Genomic DNA, 16,760 nt, shown 5'->3' on the forward strand with positions numbered 1-16,760 from the left:
CCGCCTTTCTTGTTTCGGAACGGAGAAGCCATGAGAAAGTTCCTGCTCCTGCTCCTCGTCCCCCTCCTCCTCTCAGCCAATGAGAAAGCCTGGCCCGACTCCCTGATGCAGGAAGCTCTTTCTGCCCTGGATCTCCGGCAGGAGGAAATGGACCTCTTTCCCGAAGTCACCGACAGCGATCCCTTTCGGCTTCCCTGGATCAGCCATTGCATGGAAAAGCCCGGGGACTTCTCCGGGACATCGGAACGGATTCTCTCCGGATTCCGTAATGCCGACCCCTTTGACTTGCAATGGGCCGAGGAAGTGTCCCGCCTCCTCTTTCCGGGGCAGGAACTACAGCCCGCTCCTGTCGAACACATGACGCTCGACGAGTTCATGACAGAATGCAGGAGGAAGCGAGACCGGGCACTCGAAGATCTGGGCAGCGATGAAAAGGCCTTTCTCCTCGAACAGGGATTGAGCGAGCTGGAACGAGCCGACCTGCGGGGTCTGGAAGATCTGTTCGAGATTCACCAAAGAGAAAAAGAAGCTTCCGCTCGTAGCGATTCTCTCATCGGACTTTGGACACGGATCGACCGCGCATTGCTGATGGAAACGGCTCTGGAGTTTCTGTTTTATATGAAGCAGGAACTGCAGCAACTGTCTTCCCATTCCGAAAGCTCCCCGGACTTGCAGGGCTACCGTTTTCCGGACGGCAGTTTCGTGGAAGGTCCCATTCATCATGTTCTGGAAAGCCCCCATGGACACATCGTCGTTGGCGGTCACGAAAGCAATCGCTACGAGGGTTCCTTTCTCCTGATTCTCGACCTTGGTGGCGATGACATCTATCGGCTGGAATCCTGTCGGCCCGGAGCCTCCGCATCGGGAGCCTGGAGAGCCATTCTCGATCAGTCAGGATCAGATCGCTACGAGTCACTGGAAGATGCCTCCACCGCTGCCACCTATCTGGGCGCCTCTCTTCTGATCGACGAAAGCGGGGACGACCACTACCTCGGAAAGAGTCACGACATTGCCTCGGGCTGGCTCGGACTGGGAGTCCTGATCGATCGAAGTGGTGATGACTTTTATTCCGGTGACCGTTGCAGCGAGGGCGCAGGAGCTGGCGGCATCGGGCTGCTCATCGACGAGTCCGGAAGCGACATCTATCGTGCCCACCTCTACTCCCAGGCCTTTGGATTCTGCGGCGGAATGGGACACCTTCTCGACAAGGGCGGACACGATCTCTACGCGGCCGTCCCCTTTTACACGGATCATCTTCGTTATGAAGATCATGCCGTCACGCTTTCCCAGGGATTCGGATTTGGATGGCGCCCCCACTGGTCGGGCGGTGTCGGCCTTCTGCAGGATCTGGAAGGAAACGACCATTACATCGCCGACAACTTCGGACAGGGCTGTTCCTACTGGTATGCCCTCGGACTGCTGGAAGACCGCGCCGGAAACGACAGCTACGAACTCTGGCAGTACGGACAGGGCGCGGGCATTCACCTTTCACTGGCCGCGCTTCTCGACTACGCCGGAAATGACAGCTACTCGCTTCACGGAGTGGGACAGGGCTGTGGGCATGACCTGGCCTTCGGACTCCTTTACGACCGAAGCGGCAATGACCGATACAGCTGCGATGACCTGTCCCAGGGCGCAGGCAATGCCAATGGAATCGGGATCCTTCTTGATGGAGCAGGGCGCGATGGATATCTCGGGAAAAACCTGAACGCGCAGGGCTATGGAAACCGAAGACGCCACTTCGGAAGCCTGGGCATCCTGCTCGATGCCGGAGGAGATGACTGGTACTCCGAAGCAGGCGACGGACAGGAGAAACGACGCAGCTTTCGGGGAGCACTGCTCGATCGGGAACTGCCCCGAAGCATTCCCTCTCCCTGGAATCCGGCAGTCGCGATTCCCCTGATTGAGGAAGCACGCAGTTTTGATGACTACTTTCTCATGGCCTCCACCGGAGAACCCCGTTTTCGCAAGTGGAAGAAAGCCGGTCACGATTCCCTGATGGCAGATCCCGAGGAAGCCATCCCTGCGCTCATTCTCCACTTCGACACTGAAGATGCGAGCGAGCGACACGCCCTGAAAAATCTCATGGTGGACTTTGGCGAGCGGGCGGTGGATCCCCTTCGCGAGGTTTTGCGTTCCCCCCATCCCGAGCGATGGCGCCTTGCGGCCTGGAGTCTGGAGAACATCGGCGATGCCCGGGCCTTCGAGGAACTGATGTTGCTTCTTGATTCTCCCCGGGGAAAGCGGGACCAGATCTCTGCCCTGGCGGCACTGGCGCGGCTTCGGAATCTCGGGAAATGGCGTCTTCAGCGACTGGAAGCTCGCTGCTCTGAGATCCGTCCTGACAGCCCGGTGCTGATTCTCAAGGAGCTCGCCCACCTCCTTCACCGGCAGAACATCGGAAGCTCCCGGGAATTGCTGACTCTTGCAGCACACGACCATGCTTATGTACGCTGGGCCGCAGAGGAGGCACTCTCCTCGCGGGGAAACTGGGCAGAGGACTTCGGGAAGATCTGGAAGTCATCTGACGGGGAACAGCGCCGCCGACTGGCACCTCTTCTCTCCCATCTCTCTGCCTTTCGATGCCGTGACTTGCTTCGGCACTCGCTGAGAAAGCCTTGTAGTGAGGAACTTCGTCGCGCCCTGCGCCATGCCCTGGAGGATCACCCTAATGGGGACGGACTCGCCCTCGAAGCCCTGGCAGGCCGTCTGAAAGGAAGACCATGAGCCACACGATCCCCTTTGAGTTCCCTTCGCCCGCCGATGGCGCCCCTCTTCGCGGTGATCTGCATCTCCCGCAGGGAGAGCCCGCAGCCTCGGTTCTCCTCGTTCACGGCTTCAAGGGCTTCAAGGACTGGGGTTTCTGGCCACCCTTTGCAGAGATGCTGGCAGAGCGCGGCCTTGCCGCTTGCCGCTTCAACCTGTCGGGAAGCGGCGTCGGCCCCGATGGCGAAACCTTCAGTGAGAAGGACCGCTTTGAAGCAAACACGAACAGCCGGGAACTTGCCGACATTCTCTTCCTCCTGGATCTGCTTTCTCTTGGGAAAGTCCCCGGCGCCCCCACCAAGCCGGGGCCGGTCGGACTCGTCGGGCACAGCCGGGGAGGCGGAGGAGCCATCCTTGCGGCCGCCTCCGAGCCGCGGGTCGCAAGCCTTGTCACCTGGGCCTCTGTCGCCAGTGTCCAGCGTTACACGGAAGAGCAAAAACAGAAATGGCGTGAGCGCGGTCATCTCACGATCAAGAATGCAAGAACGGGCGATGCCTTTCGCATCAGGACTGCTGCGCTCGATGACATTGAGGAACACGAGGCAGCGCTGGACATTCTCTCTGCCGCTGCAAGTCTGGACATTCCCAGTCTCGTGATTCACGGGATGAAAGATGAAGCGGTTCCCTTTGCCGAAGGCCTTGCCCTGGCCCAGGCCTTCCAGAGGAAGGGTCGCTTCCTTCCCCTGCCGGATTCAGGGCACACCTTTTCCGCCTCTCACCCCATGCCCCAGGATATGCCCGATGACCTGGCGCGGGTCTTCGAGGCCAGTGCAAAACATCTCGAGGAGGTACTCCTGTGAACCGGGAAGAAGCCTGGAAGCTCTTTTGCGAGTTCAATGAAACGGATGCCCTGCGCAAACACGCACTCGCCGTGGAGGGAGTCATGCGCTATTGGGCAAGAAAGAGCCAGGCCGATGAAGAGCTCTGGGGGGTCGTCGGTCTTCTACACGATCTGGATTATGAAAAGTGGCCCGAAGAGCACTGCGTCCACAGCGAACGAATCCTTCGCGAGAGAAATTGCCCCGAGGAGATCCTTCGCGCCGTCCTCAGCCATGCCTGGGGCGTTTGCACAGAGGTCGAACCGCAAAGCGAGATGGAGAAAGTCCTCTACGCTATCGACGAACTGACAGGACTGGTGGCCGCTACCGCCCTGGTTCGCCCGAGCAAGAGCGTTCTCGATACCAAGGTAAAGAGCGTAAAGAAGAAATGGAAAAATGCCCGCTTCGCTGCGGGCGTGGATCGCTCGGTGATTGAAAAAGGGGCAGGGATGCTCGGAATGGAAATCGCCGACCTGATCAGCGAGGTCATTGAAGGCATGCGGGAAGTGGCCGACGACATCGGACTCCGGGGAGAGGCCTGACTCAGATCTTCTCCTCATTGCTCAAGGCGATACGGGCATTGCGTTGCATTCTCTCAAGGCCGGCGCGCATCAGGGGAGTGCCCGCAAAGCTCTTCAGAAAACTCTCCTGATTCATCGCAAGAAGGCTTTCAAGAAGCGGCGCCTGAAGACCGCTCCTCGGCTGGAAATCCTCGACAGCAGTTTGCGGGACTTCCCGGTTCCAGGGGCAGACCTCCTGACATAGATCACAACCGAAGATCCGGTCCCCCATCTTCCCGGCAAGCTCTGCATCGATGTCTCCACGATGCTCAATCGTCAGGTAGCTGATGCAGCTGCGGGAATCCAGCACTCCCGCCTCGGGAAAGGCGTCGGTCGGACAGGCATCGAGGCAGGCCCGGCAGTTTCCACAACGATCGGGGACCGGAGCATCGGGCTCCAGATCCAGATCCGAAAGAACCGCGCCCAGAAAGGTCCAGGAACCGAGCTTTTCATCGATCAGCATCGTGTTCTTGCCGATCCAGCCCAAGCCCGCAGAAGCCGCCAGAGAACGCTCGAGTAGGGGCGCGGAATCCACGGCGATCTTCGTCAGCGAGGCTCCGTGATCCTCGCGAAGAAGCGTCGTCGCACGACGAAGCATGGATCTCATCACCTTGTGATAATCGCGGAAGCGTGCGTAGCGGCTGATGCGCCCCTGGCCTCGTTGCGGAGGAGCTTCCTCTGCAGAGGAGTGATAGTTGAGCGACAAAAGAAGGACGCTTCGACAGCCTTCGAGCAGCAGGGCGGGGTCTCTGCGAAATTCGCAGCTTCGGTCCATCCAGTCCATGGAGGCGGCGTGGCCCGCTTGAAGCCACTGCTCCAGGCGGCCGTGATCGGCATGAGGCCCGACCGAAGCAATGCCCAGCCGGTCAAATCCGAGCGCGAGAATCGACTCTTTGAGCTTCTGGCTCTTCAAGTTCCTCCAGGATCTCGTAACGCTGGTTCCGAAGAGCGGGACGGAAACCGGCATCACGAATCAGGCGCACGATCTCCTCCCGGCTCATCAGGAAGGAAGCTCCCGCCTGGCTCACCACATTCTCCTCGAGCATGAGGCTTCCGAAGTCATTTGCGCCAAAGCGCATGGCGACCTGACCGATCTTCGCACCCATGGTCACATAGGAAAGCTGCAGGTTCTCAAAGTTGTCGAGATAGAGTCGCGAAAGTGCCAGGACACGGAGGTAGTCCACTGCCGAGGCCTTCTCCGCTTTCAGGCGGGTGTTCTCCGGCTGGAAAGTCCAGGGGATGAAGGCCGTGAACCCTCGCGTCCGGTCCTGCACCTCCCGCAGGCGATGAAGGTGCTCGAGAATCTCCTCGTCGCTTTCCACATGGCCGAACATCATGGTAGCCGTCGTGCGCATGCCGATGGAGTGGGCCGTCTCCATGACTTCCAGCCACTCGTCGGCACTGTCCTTGAGAGGCGAAATCTCCCGGCGGACACGATCGGCCAGAATCTCGGCACCGCCCCCGGGAACGGAATCGAGACCCGCCGCTTGCAGCCGTTTGAGAGCCTCCATAATTGAAAGGTCCGAGTACTCTGCAATGCGACGAATCTCCACGGGGCTGAAGGCGTGGACATGGATGCCGTAGTTCTCGCGGATCCATCGCAGCATGTCCTCGTACCAGTCGATCTTCAGTCCCGGGTGCACGCCTCCCTGCATGAGAATCTGGCTTCCTCCCACATCGAGAGTTTCCTCGATCTTGCGGGCGAGTTCCTCGCGACTGAGGACATAGGCATCGGCATCCTTCTCTCGCCGATAGAAGGCACAGAACCGGCAAGAGACATTGCAGACATTCGAGTAGTTGATGTTCCGATCGAGAATGAAGGTCACCCGGGATTCGGGATGGAGCATCTTCCGGCGCTGGTCGGCGGCGCGCCCCAGATCCAGAAGATCCACTTCCCGCAATAACTCAAGACCCTCTTCTCTCTTGAGACGCTCACCGCGGGAGGCAGCGTCCAGAAGCGAGGAAACCGTCCCTACTGCCATACCCGCACCTCCTCATAGAGAGTATTGCGCTCGACAGGAATTCGTCCGGCCCCCTGAATCAGGCGAACCAGTTCTTCCTGCGGAAGATGTTCGGGAGTGCGACCGCCCGCATCATGAGTAATGCGTTCGCGTGTTACGGTTCCGTCCAGATCGTTTGCTCCGAAGCGAAGCCCCACCTGGCTGAGTTTTTCGCTGACCATGATCCAGTAGGTCTTCAGGTGCTGGAAGTTGTCGAGAAAGAGGCGGGCAACAGCCAGAGTCTTCAGGTCATCAAGACCTGTCGTGAACTGCTCGACGGGAAGCGGATTGTTCTCGGGGTGGTAGGCCAGGGGAATGAAAGCCTGAAAACCTCCGCTCTCGTCCTGCAGATCGCGCAGGCGAAGCATGTGGTCCACGCGATCCTCCAGACTCTCGATGTGTCCGTAGAGCATGGTCGCATTGGAGCGAATTCCCTGCCGGTGGGCTTCCCGATGCACCTCGAACCAGCGGTCGGTCCAACTCTTGTGCCCGCAGAGTTTCTCCCGGATCTCTTCCTGAAAGATCTCCGCTCCCCCGCCGGGAAGACTCCCCAGTCCCGCCTCCTGCATGTCGCGAAGAACTTCGCCGATCGTCCATCCCGTAAGCTTGGCAAAGTGGTCGATCTCCACCGCCGTCCAGGCCTTCAGGTGTACCTCCGGATGAGCTTCATGAAGCAGGGAAATCAGCCTACGGTACCAGTCGTAGTCCTTGCGTGGATGAATGCCCCCGACAATATGAATCTCGCGCGCGCCCTCGGCTTCCATTCCTGCGGCGGCTTCGAGAACCTGCTCCTCGCTCATCGTGTAGCCGTGATCGTCCTTCATCGTGGCGGCGAAAGAGCAGAACTTGCAACTTCCCGCATAGACGCAGACATTCGTCGGATTGATATGCCGGTTGATGTTGAAGTAGACCTTGCGCCCGTTCTTTTTCTGATTCACCTGATCGGCCATCTCTGCAAGCGCATAGAGATCTTCACTGCGGTAAAGCTCCAAAGCCTCGCTCGCATCGAGCCTTTTGCCATCGGTGACTTTCGAACGGATCTTCTCCAGAGACATGACACTCCTTTGGTCTGGAAAAGGTAGCCCTCCCGGCAACTTGCTTCAAGGACATTGACCAATGGAGCCAAAGACCCTAGGCTCCTCAAATGAAACTCGTCCTTCTTGCAAGCATCCTGATTCCCGTGTTCCAGCTTCTTTCGTCTACGCTCTGGGGCACCTGCCGCGATCTCAACACGGACACTCTCTATCCGCCGGCTCAAATGGACTCCCTTCTCTTGCAGGAGCAGTCTCTAGACAGGGCGGAGCGCATCGGGCTCTGGGCACGGCGCTTTGCGGAAGCAGAAAAACCCCGCTACCTCTTTGGCCTCGCAGAAGGCGGCTATGTGTCCCGGGGGCTGCTCGTGCAGGACAGCAGAGTGGATTGTGTGAGCCTGAGTTATCGGGTTTGCGAACTTGCTCAGGCCCGCAACTCGGAAGATGCACTGAAAATTGCCCTTGGCAGCCGCTTTGCCGGAGCCCCCGAGGACTCCATTCTCGACAAGGAAGGACGCGCAAACTACGAGCATTCCAGCCATCTGGACTACTCCCTCGACATGATTCGTTCAGGGCACTGGGGAAACGACATCTCTTCCGGCTTGCAGGGTGCGCGAAGAGACAGTGTCGGTTCTTCCCGTTATCCGGCCGGGAGTTTCTTTTATGTTCCCGAGGAGAATCTGCTCGCGGAGGATCTGCAGGAAGGCGACCTGCTCTGGCTGACCCTGAACCCCGCACACGAGAGCGCCGCCAAACTCCGGGAGGACTACGGTCTTGTCATCGGGCATATCGGGATCGTGATTCTTGAAGACAAAACACCCTGCCTCGTTCACGCAGCTTCCCGCTCCCTGTCAGGCCATTACGAGGGAGGGCGAGTGGTCCAGGTTCCTCTTGCAGACTACCTCCAGCGCGTGGAGCGCTTCCATGGAGTGATCGTCAGTCGCTTCGACTAGGGAGCGGTCAGGGTATCCAGCCAGGTTTCTCCCGCCAGACTGTCCAGCCACAGCAGAATGTCGTCGAAGGTTTCGAAGGGAACATGCTCCAGCCCCTCCTCTTCGCACCACCTTGCAAGACCTCCCTTGGCGAAGAGAAGATCCGCACGCTCTGCCGGACAACGGTCCGTAGTTCCATCGCCAATGTAGATGAGGGGAAGCCGGGACTCTTGTAGCCACCAGCTTTTGCAGTGGTTGCAAAGGCCGCGAATGCGGGGACTTTCTGCGGGAAGGACCTTCCAGCGTCCGTCTTCCAGGAAGCCCAGATCATTGCAATGAAGAGGAAGTTCCGGAATCCCGGCCTTCTCCAGCATGGGCAGGATCAGGGGCCTCAGTCCGCCGGAGAGAATCCCGAGAGGCCAGTCCCGTTCTTTGCAATAGTGAGCGAATTTCACAAAAGCGGAATCCAGCGCCACCTCCTCCAGTACCGATTCGAGCGCCGTCTGAAAGGGCAGATCGAGAAGGGCGATTTCCTCTTGAAGCCCCTCCATTTCGCTGAGGCTTCCGTCCTCCACCCGACGCTCAATCTCGAGCCATCCGGCCCCGTGGTACTTGTCCAGCAGATGGACCAGCGTGTCCTTTTCGCTCACTGTTCCATCAAAATCCGTATAGACCTGAACTCTCACTTGCTTCCTCTTCCTGCTTTGTCTAGACTGCTTTCCGAAGGAGTCCTATGCGCTGGACAGACATGGATAGCCCTCTGGGTCGATTGACCCTTCTCGCCAGTGAGCGCGGTCTTCACCGACTGGAGTGGAATCAGCACCGGGCACGAAGTCTGAGAGCCGACTACTCTCCCGCCAACTTTCTCTCCCCGACGCCCGCAGAAAAGCACCTCAGCAGAAGCCGCTCCTGGCTGGACCGCTACTTCCTCGGGGAGAAGCCGGGCAAGCTTCCCCCACTGGATCTGTCCGGTCAAGCGGACTTCTCCCGCAGGGTGCTTCTCGCCCTCTGCAAGGTGCCTTCCGGCAAGGTAGTCAGCTACGGGCAACTGGCAGTGAAGGTCGGCAGTCCCGGAGCCGCACGGGCGGTGGGAAATGTCATGGCGGCCAATCCCATTCCGATCCTGATTCCCTGCCACCGGGTTCTCGCCGCGGGAGAACGCTTGGGCGGATTCAGCGGCGGACTCGACAGAAAACGCAAGCTCCTTCGACTCGAAAGCTACCCGGTACCAATTCAATAGAGCGGAACCTTCTCGTTATTTCCAGACACAAGGATGCAGGATGAGCCAGAAACAACCCGACACAAAATACCTCAGCGACTATCGGCCCACCGACTTTCTGATCGATGAGGTCTCTCTCGACTTTCAACTGAATGAAGAGGGGAGTCTGGTCAAGAGCCGGATGAGCGTCCGCAGAAATCCGGATACGGACTCCGCCGGGAAGCCCCTGCGTCTTCAGGGGCGGGATCTGGAGCTTCTCTCTCTCCGCGTCGATGGGGAAGAGCGACGGGAGATCGAGATCGGAGACGGAACCCTCACTCTGGATTCCGTGCCCGATGAGTTTCTTCTGGAAACGGAAGTACGCATCCACCCCGAAAAGAACACGAGCCTTGATGGCCTCTACAAGTCCGGAGGGAATTACAGCACCCAGTGCGAAGCGGAAGGGTTCCGGAAAATCACCTGGTTCCTCGATCGCCCCGATATCATGGCGCGCTACACGGTACGCGTGGAAGCCGAAGAATCGAAGTACCCGGTGCTTCTCTCCAATGGAAACCTGATGGAGGAAGGGAAGCTTGAAGGAGGAAGGCACTTTGCCGTCTGGCAGGATCCCTTCCCCAAGCCCAGCTATCTCTTTGCCCTGGTGGCCGGGCAACTGGTCTGCCGGGAGGACAGTTTCACTACCATGAGCGGGCGGGAAGTTAGCCTGAAGATCTGGGTTCGGGAAGAAGATCTGGACCGCAGCGCCCATGCCATGGATTCGCTCATCAAGTCCATGCGCTGGGATGAGGAACGCTGGGGACTGGAATACGATCTGGACATCTTCAACATCGTGGCCGTGAGTGACTTCAACATGGGTGCGATGGAAAACAAGAGCCTGAACATTTTCAATACGAAGTATGTTCTCGCACACCCGGAAACTGCCACGGATGCGGACTTCATCAATGTGGAAGCCGTGATCGGGCACGAGTATTTTCATAACTGGACGGGCAACCGCGTGACGGTTTCCAGCTGGTTTCACCTGAGCCTGAAGGAAGGCCTGACCGTCTTCCGCGATCAGGAGTTCACGGCGGATCTCAACAGCCGGGCGGTGGAGCGAATCTCCAGCGTTCAAACCCTTCGCAGCCACCAGTTCCCCGAAGATGCCGGCCCCATGGCTCATCCGATCCGGCCCCAGAGCTATATCGAGATGAACAATTTCTACACGACGACGGTTTATGAGAAGGGCAGCGAAGTGATTCGCATGTACCAGACCCTTCTCGGGCGGGATGGTTTCCGAAAGGGAATGGATCTCTACTTTGATCGACACGACGGGCAGGCCGTGAGTACCGATGACTTTCTCGCAGCCATGGCAGACGCCAATGGCCGGGACCTCAGCCAGTTTTCACTCTGGTACGAGCAGGCCGGGACTCCGACTGTCCGCGCAGAACGCAGTTGGGATGAGGAGAGCCGCAGCTTCACGCTAACCCTTTCGCAGTGCATTCCCGACACGCCCGGACAAAGCGACAAGAAACCCATGCACATTCCCGTAGCCATGGGGCTGCTGGACTCCAGCGGCAAGGAGATTCCCCTGCGACTGGAAGGCGAGGACAAGTCTTCGGGGACGCATCGAGTGCTGGAGCTTCAGGAGGCCAGGCAGAGCTTCCGCTTTCTTGATCTTGACGAAGAGCCGGTTCCCTCTCTTATGCGTGGCTTCTCTGCACCTGTCTATCTGGAATCGGATCTGGATCCCGGCGAACTGGCCTTCCTCATGAGCCACGACAGCGACAGCTTCAACCGCTGGGAAGCCGGACAGCAACTGGCCATGGGCGTTCTTTTGCGGGGAATCGAAGACCATCGGGCAGGGCGGAAAATGAGTTCGGATCCCTCGATTCAGGGCGCCTTCGAGGGCGTTCTCGAGAATCCCGATCTGGATCCGGCCCTTGCCGCCCAAGCCCTGTACCTTCCTTCCCAGAATCTCCTGGCAGAGAGAGTGGAAGTGATTGACCCGGTGGCCATCCATGAGGCTCGCAAGCACCTTCAGCGCTCTCTTGCACAATCCCTCCGGGAAGGATTCATGAAAGCCTATGAATCCAATCGCAGAAACGGATCATACTCGCTGGATCCCCGATCCATGGGCCGTCGCGCCCTGCGCAATCTCTCCCTTGCCTACCTCATGACTCTCAAGGAAGGCAGTGTTCAGAAATTGGCTCTCCGCCAGTATCGGGAAGCCGACAACATGACCGACTCCTTCTCTGCCCTGGCTTCCCTTGTTTTCAATGAAGCTCCCCAGAGTGAGGAAGTACTGGATCACTTCGAGAAGAAGTGGAAGAAGGATGCACTGGTTATGGACAAGTGGTTTTCCCTGCAGGCCATGGTCTCCCGTTCCGACACCCTGGCTTCTGTGAAGAAACTCACCGGGCACGAGGATTTCGATCTTCGGAATCCGAACCGGGTGCGCGCCCTTTTGAATTCCTTTGCCTTCAACAACCCGCTCTGCTTCCATAGTGAGGACGGGGGCGGCTACGAGTTCATCGCGGACAGGATTATCGAACTGAATGCCCTGAACCCCCAGGTCGCTGCTCGTCTGTCTGCAACCTTCAACCGTTGGAAGCGTTTCGATTCCGACAGGCAGGGCAAGATGCGCCAGCAGATGGAGAGGATCCTCGCCACGGACAAGCTTTCCAGTAATGTCTACGAGATCATCTCCAAGGCTCTGGACCTCGATCGCGCCGTCTCGGTCTAGACTTCCGAGATGCGCTCAAGCAGGGCGCGACAGGGAACTGCGATCTCCCCGGGAGGCAGCTTTTCACCGGGCCGCCAGAAGTGAAGGGAATCGTACTCGAAGCGATCCCGGGCCCTTGCTGCACGCTCAAGAAGTGACTGAAAGTCGAGACTTGTGTGAAAACGATAGAGAAGCTCCGGCTTCCCGTTTTCCAGATTCTCGATCAGCGCAAGCAATTCTCCGCCGAAGAGATCCTCCAGTCCCAGTTCCTCCCGAAGCTCCGCCTTCATGGCAGTTTCCGGACAGGGGATGCCCCCTTGCCGATGAAGATCCGGATCCAGGTGTCCGCCGGGCACATGCAGGAGGCCTGCCCCTTCCGCGACCTGCTGACTGCGACGCTGAAGGAGGAGCTTCCCTTCGGAGTCAATAAGAGCCACACAGAGCGCCAGAGGGCGGCTGGGCGTCCCCCTTCCGAAGCGCTCCTCTATTTCCTGCTGCCTTCCGCTACTGTGCATCCAGAGTTTGTAGGAGCTGCGACCGAGCTTGAGGGATAGTGTCCCCTTGTCGGATGAATGGGACAGAAGGTGTGAAAGGGCTCCGTCGAAGAGAACTTGTCCGCCTCCCTGGAGGCTTTCCCAATGGGCCGACGCTTCCCGGAGAAGTTCCGGGGGAAGCTCCCGGCTCTCCTCCTCGTAGTGAATCCCGAGACTCCCCGACGGCATTCTGCCCTTCCAGAGACAGGTCCAGGGTTTTGCTCTCATACAGGCTCCTAAAAAGAAGGACCCGGCAAGCCGGGCCCTTGGGGGGTCGCAAGTGGGGAATCGCGACTTTGCCGAGAGGTGCTCCCGACAGGACGGTCATCGGCGGGAATGAAGAAAACTTGAGGGATGTTTTGCGGCCGGTCTGCCAAAGGGCTGAATCGGAAAGGACAGGAAATCCTGCTGGACTTTCGGCCAGTGCAGGATATCCTCGGGAATCTCCCTGATCCCTGTGAGGGAAACATGAAACGGCCCATCCTCCTGATTCCCCTTCTCCTGCTTGGAGCCTGCAGTGGAATCCATGTCAGCAATGTCGGCGTCCCGAGCCGGCAGACCCGATGGGAGTTTGAGGAAAAGCTTCTTCTTGTCCACCCCGGCATGCCCGAAGACTCCCTCTCCCTGCTTTTCCCTACTGCAGAAAGAGCCGGTAGCACGGGGCTGCTTCACCGCAGTTCGATGATCACGGATGATCGGGTTCGAAGCACCTGGCATCTGGGCTGGAAAGAGGAACCGACCCATACGACAGACCCCCGGGACATCGAGAAGATCGATGTGATCCGGGGGATTGTCGAAGTACAAGACGGCAGGGTCCGCGGAATCAAGGTGAAACCGGTTCCCTAGCGATCAGGAACAGCCCATCGAGTTGCCGCAGTTGTAGCATCGGTAGCAGTTTCCGTTTCTCACCGTGATCGATCCACAGACATCACAGCTGGGAGCATCCTCCTGGAAGCGGGCAAACTGCCCGTCGAGTCCGTCTGCCCGCAGGGAACGGTCTGCGGGGGCGGGCGAGGGGCTTGCCGTCGCCGCTGCAGAAGAGGCATTGGGCTCCTCTTCAGGGCTGGAGGACGTTTCACTGACCGAGACCACGCCTCCGGCGAAACCGTCCACGAACTGCTGTCCCAGCCAGCGGAAAATGTAGTCCACAAGACTCTTGGCCATGGGGATGTCCGGATTCTGCGTGAAGCCACTCGGCTCGAAACGGCTGTGGACGAACTTGTCCACGAGAACCTTCAGGGGCACTCCGTACTGCAGGCCCAGGGACACCGAGGTGCCGATCGTGTCCATCAGCCCACCAATGGTGCTCCCTTCCTTGGCCATGGTGATAAAGAGTTCCCCGGGCTCACCGTTGTCATACTGCCCAACGGTCAGATAGCCCTCGTGACCCTGGATATTGAACTTGTGGGTCACGCTCTTTCTCGTGTCGGGCAGGCGTGTGCGGGCAGGCGCAATGACCTGAACCTCCGGGGCGGGCGCTGTCTGCGGATCGCCTTTCTTCTCCTCCTGACTGGTGTTCAAGGGCTGACTGCGCTTGGAGCCGTCCCGATAGACAGCCACCGCCTTCAGCCCCAGCTTCCAGCCCTGCAGGTAAACTTCCATCAGTTCATCCACCGTGATCTCATTGGGAACATTCACGGTCTTGGAAATAGCTCCGCTGAGGAAAGGCTGTGCTGCGGACATCATCTTCAGGTGCGCCATGTAGTGGATGGAACGCACTCCCTTGGCCGGCTTGAAAGCGCAATCAAAGACCGGCAGATGCTCGTCCTTGAGATAGGGTGCGCCCTCGATGGTGTCGTTCTCATTGATGTAGTCCACGATGGCCTGCGTCGCCGAAGGACTGTATCCCAGAACCTGTAGTGCCTGGGGAACGGTCCGGTTGACGATTTTCAGAAGCCCGCCACCGGCAAGGAGCTTGTACTTGACCAGGGCAATGTCCGGCTCGACCCCCGTGGTATCACAGTCCATCATGAAGCCAATGGTACCGGTGGGGGCAAGCAGCGTGGTCTGGGAATTGCGATAGCCGTGCTCCTGCCCGAGAGAAATGGCCCGATCCCAGCTCTCCCTGGCCGCCTTGAGAAGAGAGCCTTCCACAAAGCCCTGCGAAATGTCATCGATGCAGGAGCGGTGCTTCTCCATCACTTCCAGCATGGGTTCCCGGTTCACCTCAAAGCCCGCAAAAGGTTCCTTCACGGAAGCCAGCTCCGCACTGGTCGCGTAAGCCTCTCCCCCCATCAGGGCGGTCACGGCCGAGGCAAAGGAGCGACCCTCATCGCTGTCATAGGGCAGACCCTTGCTCATGATCAGGGTTCCGAGATTGGCATAGCCGAGACCCAGGGGGCGGAAGAGATGGCTGTTGAGGGCAATGTTCTTGACCGGGTAATTCGCACGGTCGACGATAATGTCCTGGGCCAGGATAAAGAGCCGGGTCGCGTGTCGGAAACCCTCCACATCGAACCGGCCCTGCCCGTCGCGGAACTTCATCAGGTTCAGGCTGGCCAGATTGCAGGCAGAGTTGTCGATGAACATGTACTCGCTGCAGGGATTGCTGGCATTGATGGTTCCGCTGTTCGGACAGGTGTTCCAGTCATTGATCGTCGAGTGATACTGAAGTCCCGGATCGCCGCAAATGTGAGTGCCTTCGGCAATCATCCGCAAGATCTCGCGAGCCTTGTGGCGCCCCACCACCTCGCCCGTCGTCACGGCGCGAAGCTGCTGGACACTGTCTTCCTCAACGGCACGGAAAAACTCCTCCGTGCATCGAACCGAGAAATTGGAGTTCTGGAACATCACCGAGGAGTAGGCATCCCCGTTGAAATTCCCATCATAGCCTTGCTCAATCAGTGCCCAGGCCTTCTCCTCCTCATTCCGTTTTGCATTGATGAAGTCGAGGACATCGGGATGGTCAATACGCAGGCTCTGCATCTTCGCAGCGCGACGCGTTTTCCCGCCACTCTTGACGACAGCAGCGATCTGGTCGTAGACCCGCATAAAGGAAAGAGGGCCACTGGGGGTCCCTCCGCCGGAGAGCTTCTCCCGGGAACTGCGGATCGTGGAAAGGTCGGTACCCGTTCCGGAGCCGTACTTGAAGAGCATGGCCTCGCTGGTCGCAAGGCGCATAATGTCTTCCATGTTGTCGTCGACTGCCTGAATGAAACAGGCTGAGAGCTGGGGCGTCACGTAACTCTTCTCGGAGCGGACCACCCGGCGGCTCTCCGGATCAAAATGGAAACCGGAGGGACTGCCCTCGATTCCGTAGACATGAAAGAGGCCCAGATTGAACCAGACCGGGCTGTTATAGGCACCGTACTGGTGAACCGTCAGCCAGACCATCTCCCGGTAGAAATTCTCTGCGTCCTGTTCCGTGTTGAAATAGCCGTCTTCACGACCCCAGTCGGCAAGCGTGCGGGCAACCCGATGGATCAACTGCCGCACGGAGTACTCACGCTCCGGCGTCCCGTTCTCCCCGTAGAAATACTTCGACACGACCACCTTTGTGGCCAGCATGGACCAGGCAGCCGGAACCTCGACATCCTTCTGTTCGAAAATCACCTCATTGTTTTCGTCGGTGATCTGCGCCTCCCTGCGCTCCCACTTCAGGTCATCAAAGGGATGAACCTCGGGGCGAGAGAAGTGCAGGGGAATCGAAAAGGAGGAGACCGGTTCTGAGGAATTCGTCGGGTTCTGGCGGGTCAAGGATTCTTCGGGAAGAGCACGGCTGTCAGTGGTCGCCATTTCGGCCTTCTTTCTTGGCGATGTGGGAGAGGTTTCCATCGAAATGTCTCTCTGTTATGTCGCAATAAATCCGATATTTCTTTGCGTCCAAGGGTCAAAAAGAGGGACTCCGTCGAGTCCCCTAAGCACTTGCGGGTAAAACACTTGGCGTTTCGCCGCCACACAAGATCTTGGGGTAAGCCCATGTCTAAACTACCAGATAGGGGCGGGTCAAGGACTTTCGAAGAAGAGTCCCTTTTTTTGCGAAAACGGGGTTCTCTGGAGAGAGAATAGCGGAGAAATGCCCCCGCCCAAAGGACGGGGGCACGGTTGACTTCGCAGGACTGGAGAAGTAAAACTCCAGACCCGCTGATTATATCAGATCAGAATGGTCGGGTCAAATCTGCTGGTTCTGGCCGGGAAATTGTTCCTGGCTCCCTCTTTGCCTTCCTCCGGGCATGGAGACCTCTGCAGATACCTTCTTTC

At 58.5% G+C, this 16,760-nt stretch carries 13 protein-coding genes; 7 read left to right on the forward strand and 6 right to left on the reverse strand.

The window, feature by feature from the left end; genetic code table 11:
- The first annotated feature begins 30 nt into the window (after nucleotides 1-30).
- Genes QGH30_06480 through QGH30_06490 form a run of 3 tightly spaced genes read left to right on the forward strand, consistent with a single transcriptional unit; the run spans nucleotide 31 to nucleotide 4,126 of the window.
- Complete coding sequence (locus QGH30_06480) at nucleotides 31-2,727, forward strand: hypothetical protein (GenBank protein MDP7021978.1); 2,697 nt, start codon at nucleotides 31-33, stop codon at nucleotides 2,725-2,727.
- Nucleotides 2,724-3,566, forward strand: coding sequence for an alpha/beta fold hydrolase (locus tag QGH30_06485; protein ID MDP7021979.1), 843 nt, complete (start codon nucleotides 2,724-2,726; stop codon nucleotides 3,564-3,566). Before QGH30_06480 ends, QGH30_06485 begins: the two co-directional genes overlap by 4 nt.
- The gene (locus QGH30_06490) at nucleotides 3,563-4,126 is read left to right on the forward strand and encodes an HDIG domain-containing protein (GenBank protein ID MDP7021980.1); all 564 of its coding nucleotides are present in this window, start codon (nucleotides 3,563-3,565) and stop codon (nucleotides 4,124-4,126) included. Before QGH30_06485 ends, QGH30_06490 begins: the two co-directional genes overlap by 4 nt.
- 1 nt (nucleotide 4,127) lies before the next feature.
- Here QGH30_06490 and queG read toward each other — a convergent pair whose 3' ends face one another.
- From queG to mqnE, 3 genes are read right to left on the reverse strand one after another with little or no spacing between them, the layout of a single operon-like run.
- On the reverse strand, nucleotides 4,128-5,057 hold the full coding sequence (queG, locus tag QGH30_06495) for a tRNA epoxyqueuosine(34) reductase QueG (protein MDP7021981.1): 930 nt from the start codon (nucleotides 5,055-5,057) through the stop codon (nucleotides 4,128-4,130).
- Entirely contained in the window at nucleotides 5,011-6,126 is a 1,116-nt protein-coding gene (gene mqnC / locus QGH30_06500; GenBank protein ID MDP7021982.1) for a cyclic dehypoxanthinyl futalosine synthase, read from the reverse strand. Before mqnC ends, queG begins: the two co-directional genes overlap by 47 nt.
- Nucleotides 6,117-7,199 (reverse strand): aminofutalosine synthase MqnE, encoded by a 1,083-nt coding sequence (mqnE, locus tag QGH30_06505; GenBank protein MDP7021983.1) that lies wholly within the window; start codon nucleotides 7,197-7,199, stop codon nucleotides 6,117-6,119. Before mqnE ends, mqnC begins: the two co-directional genes overlap by 10 nt.
- A gap of 89 nt (nucleotides 7,200-7,288) precedes the next feature.
- Here mqnE and QGH30_06510 point away from each other — a divergent pair, with 89 nt between their 5' ends.
- Nucleotides 7,289-8,128, forward strand: a complete 840-nt coding sequence (locus QGH30_06510; GenBank protein ID MDP7021984.1) for a DUF1460 domain-containing protein — start codon at nucleotides 7,289-7,291, stop codon at nucleotides 8,126-8,128.
- Here QGH30_06510 and QGH30_06515 read toward each other — a convergent pair.
- Entirely contained in the window at nucleotides 8,125-8,793 is a 669-nt protein-coding gene (locus tag QGH30_06515) for an MtnX-like HAD-IB family phosphatase (protein MDP7021985.1), read from the reverse strand. The two genes, QGH30_06510 and QGH30_06515, sit on opposite strands and share 4 nt — an antisense overlap.
- Before the next feature lie 47 nt (nucleotides 8,794-8,840).
- Here QGH30_06515 and QGH30_06520 point away from each other — a divergent pair, with 47 nt between their 5' ends.
- A complete protein-coding gene (locus tag QGH30_06520; protein MDP7021986.1) occupies nucleotides 8,841-9,347 on the forward strand; it encodes a methylated-DNA--[protein]-cysteine S-methyltransferase in 507 nt (168 codons plus the stop codon).
- Between the two features lie 40 nt (nucleotides 9,348-9,387).
- Entirely contained in the window at nucleotides 9,388-12,048 is a 2,661-nt protein-coding gene (gene pepN / locus QGH30_06525; protein ID MDP7021987.1) for an aminopeptidase N, read from the forward strand.
- Here the strand turns inward: pepN and QGH30_06530 are convergent.
- Nucleotides 12,045-12,788: an NUDIX hydrolase gene (locus tag QGH30_06530; protein MDP7021988.1), complete on the reverse strand. Its 744-nt coding sequence runs from the start codon at nucleotides 12,786-12,788 to the stop codon at nucleotides 12,045-12,047. The genes pepN and QGH30_06530 overlap by 4 nt on opposite strands.
- A gap of 240 nt (nucleotides 12,789-13,028) precedes the next feature.
- Here QGH30_06530 and QGH30_06535 point away from each other — a divergent pair, with 240 nt between their 5' ends.
- The gene (locus QGH30_06535) at nucleotides 13,029-13,406 is read left to right on the forward strand and encodes a hypothetical protein (protein MDP7021989.1); all 378 of its coding nucleotides are present in this window, start codon (nucleotides 13,029-13,031) and stop codon (nucleotides 13,404-13,406) included.
- A gap of 3 nt (nucleotides 13,407-13,409) precedes the next feature.
- On the opposite strand, the gene QGH30_06540 is transcribed toward QGH30_06535, so the two are convergent.
- The gene (locus tag QGH30_06540; GenBank protein ID MDP7021990.1) at nucleotides 13,410-16,295 is read right to left on the reverse strand and encodes a vitamin B12-dependent ribonucleotide reductase; all 2,886 of its coding nucleotides are present in this window, start codon (nucleotides 16,293-16,295) and stop codon (nucleotides 13,410-13,412) included.
- Between the last annotated feature and the right edge of the window lie 465 nt (nucleotides 16,296-16,760).

The organism is Candidatus Krumholzibacteriia bacterium (assembly GCA_030748535.1).
Lineage (GTDB): Bacteria > Krumholzibacteriota > Krumholzibacteriia > JACNKJ01 > JACNKJ01 > JASMLU01.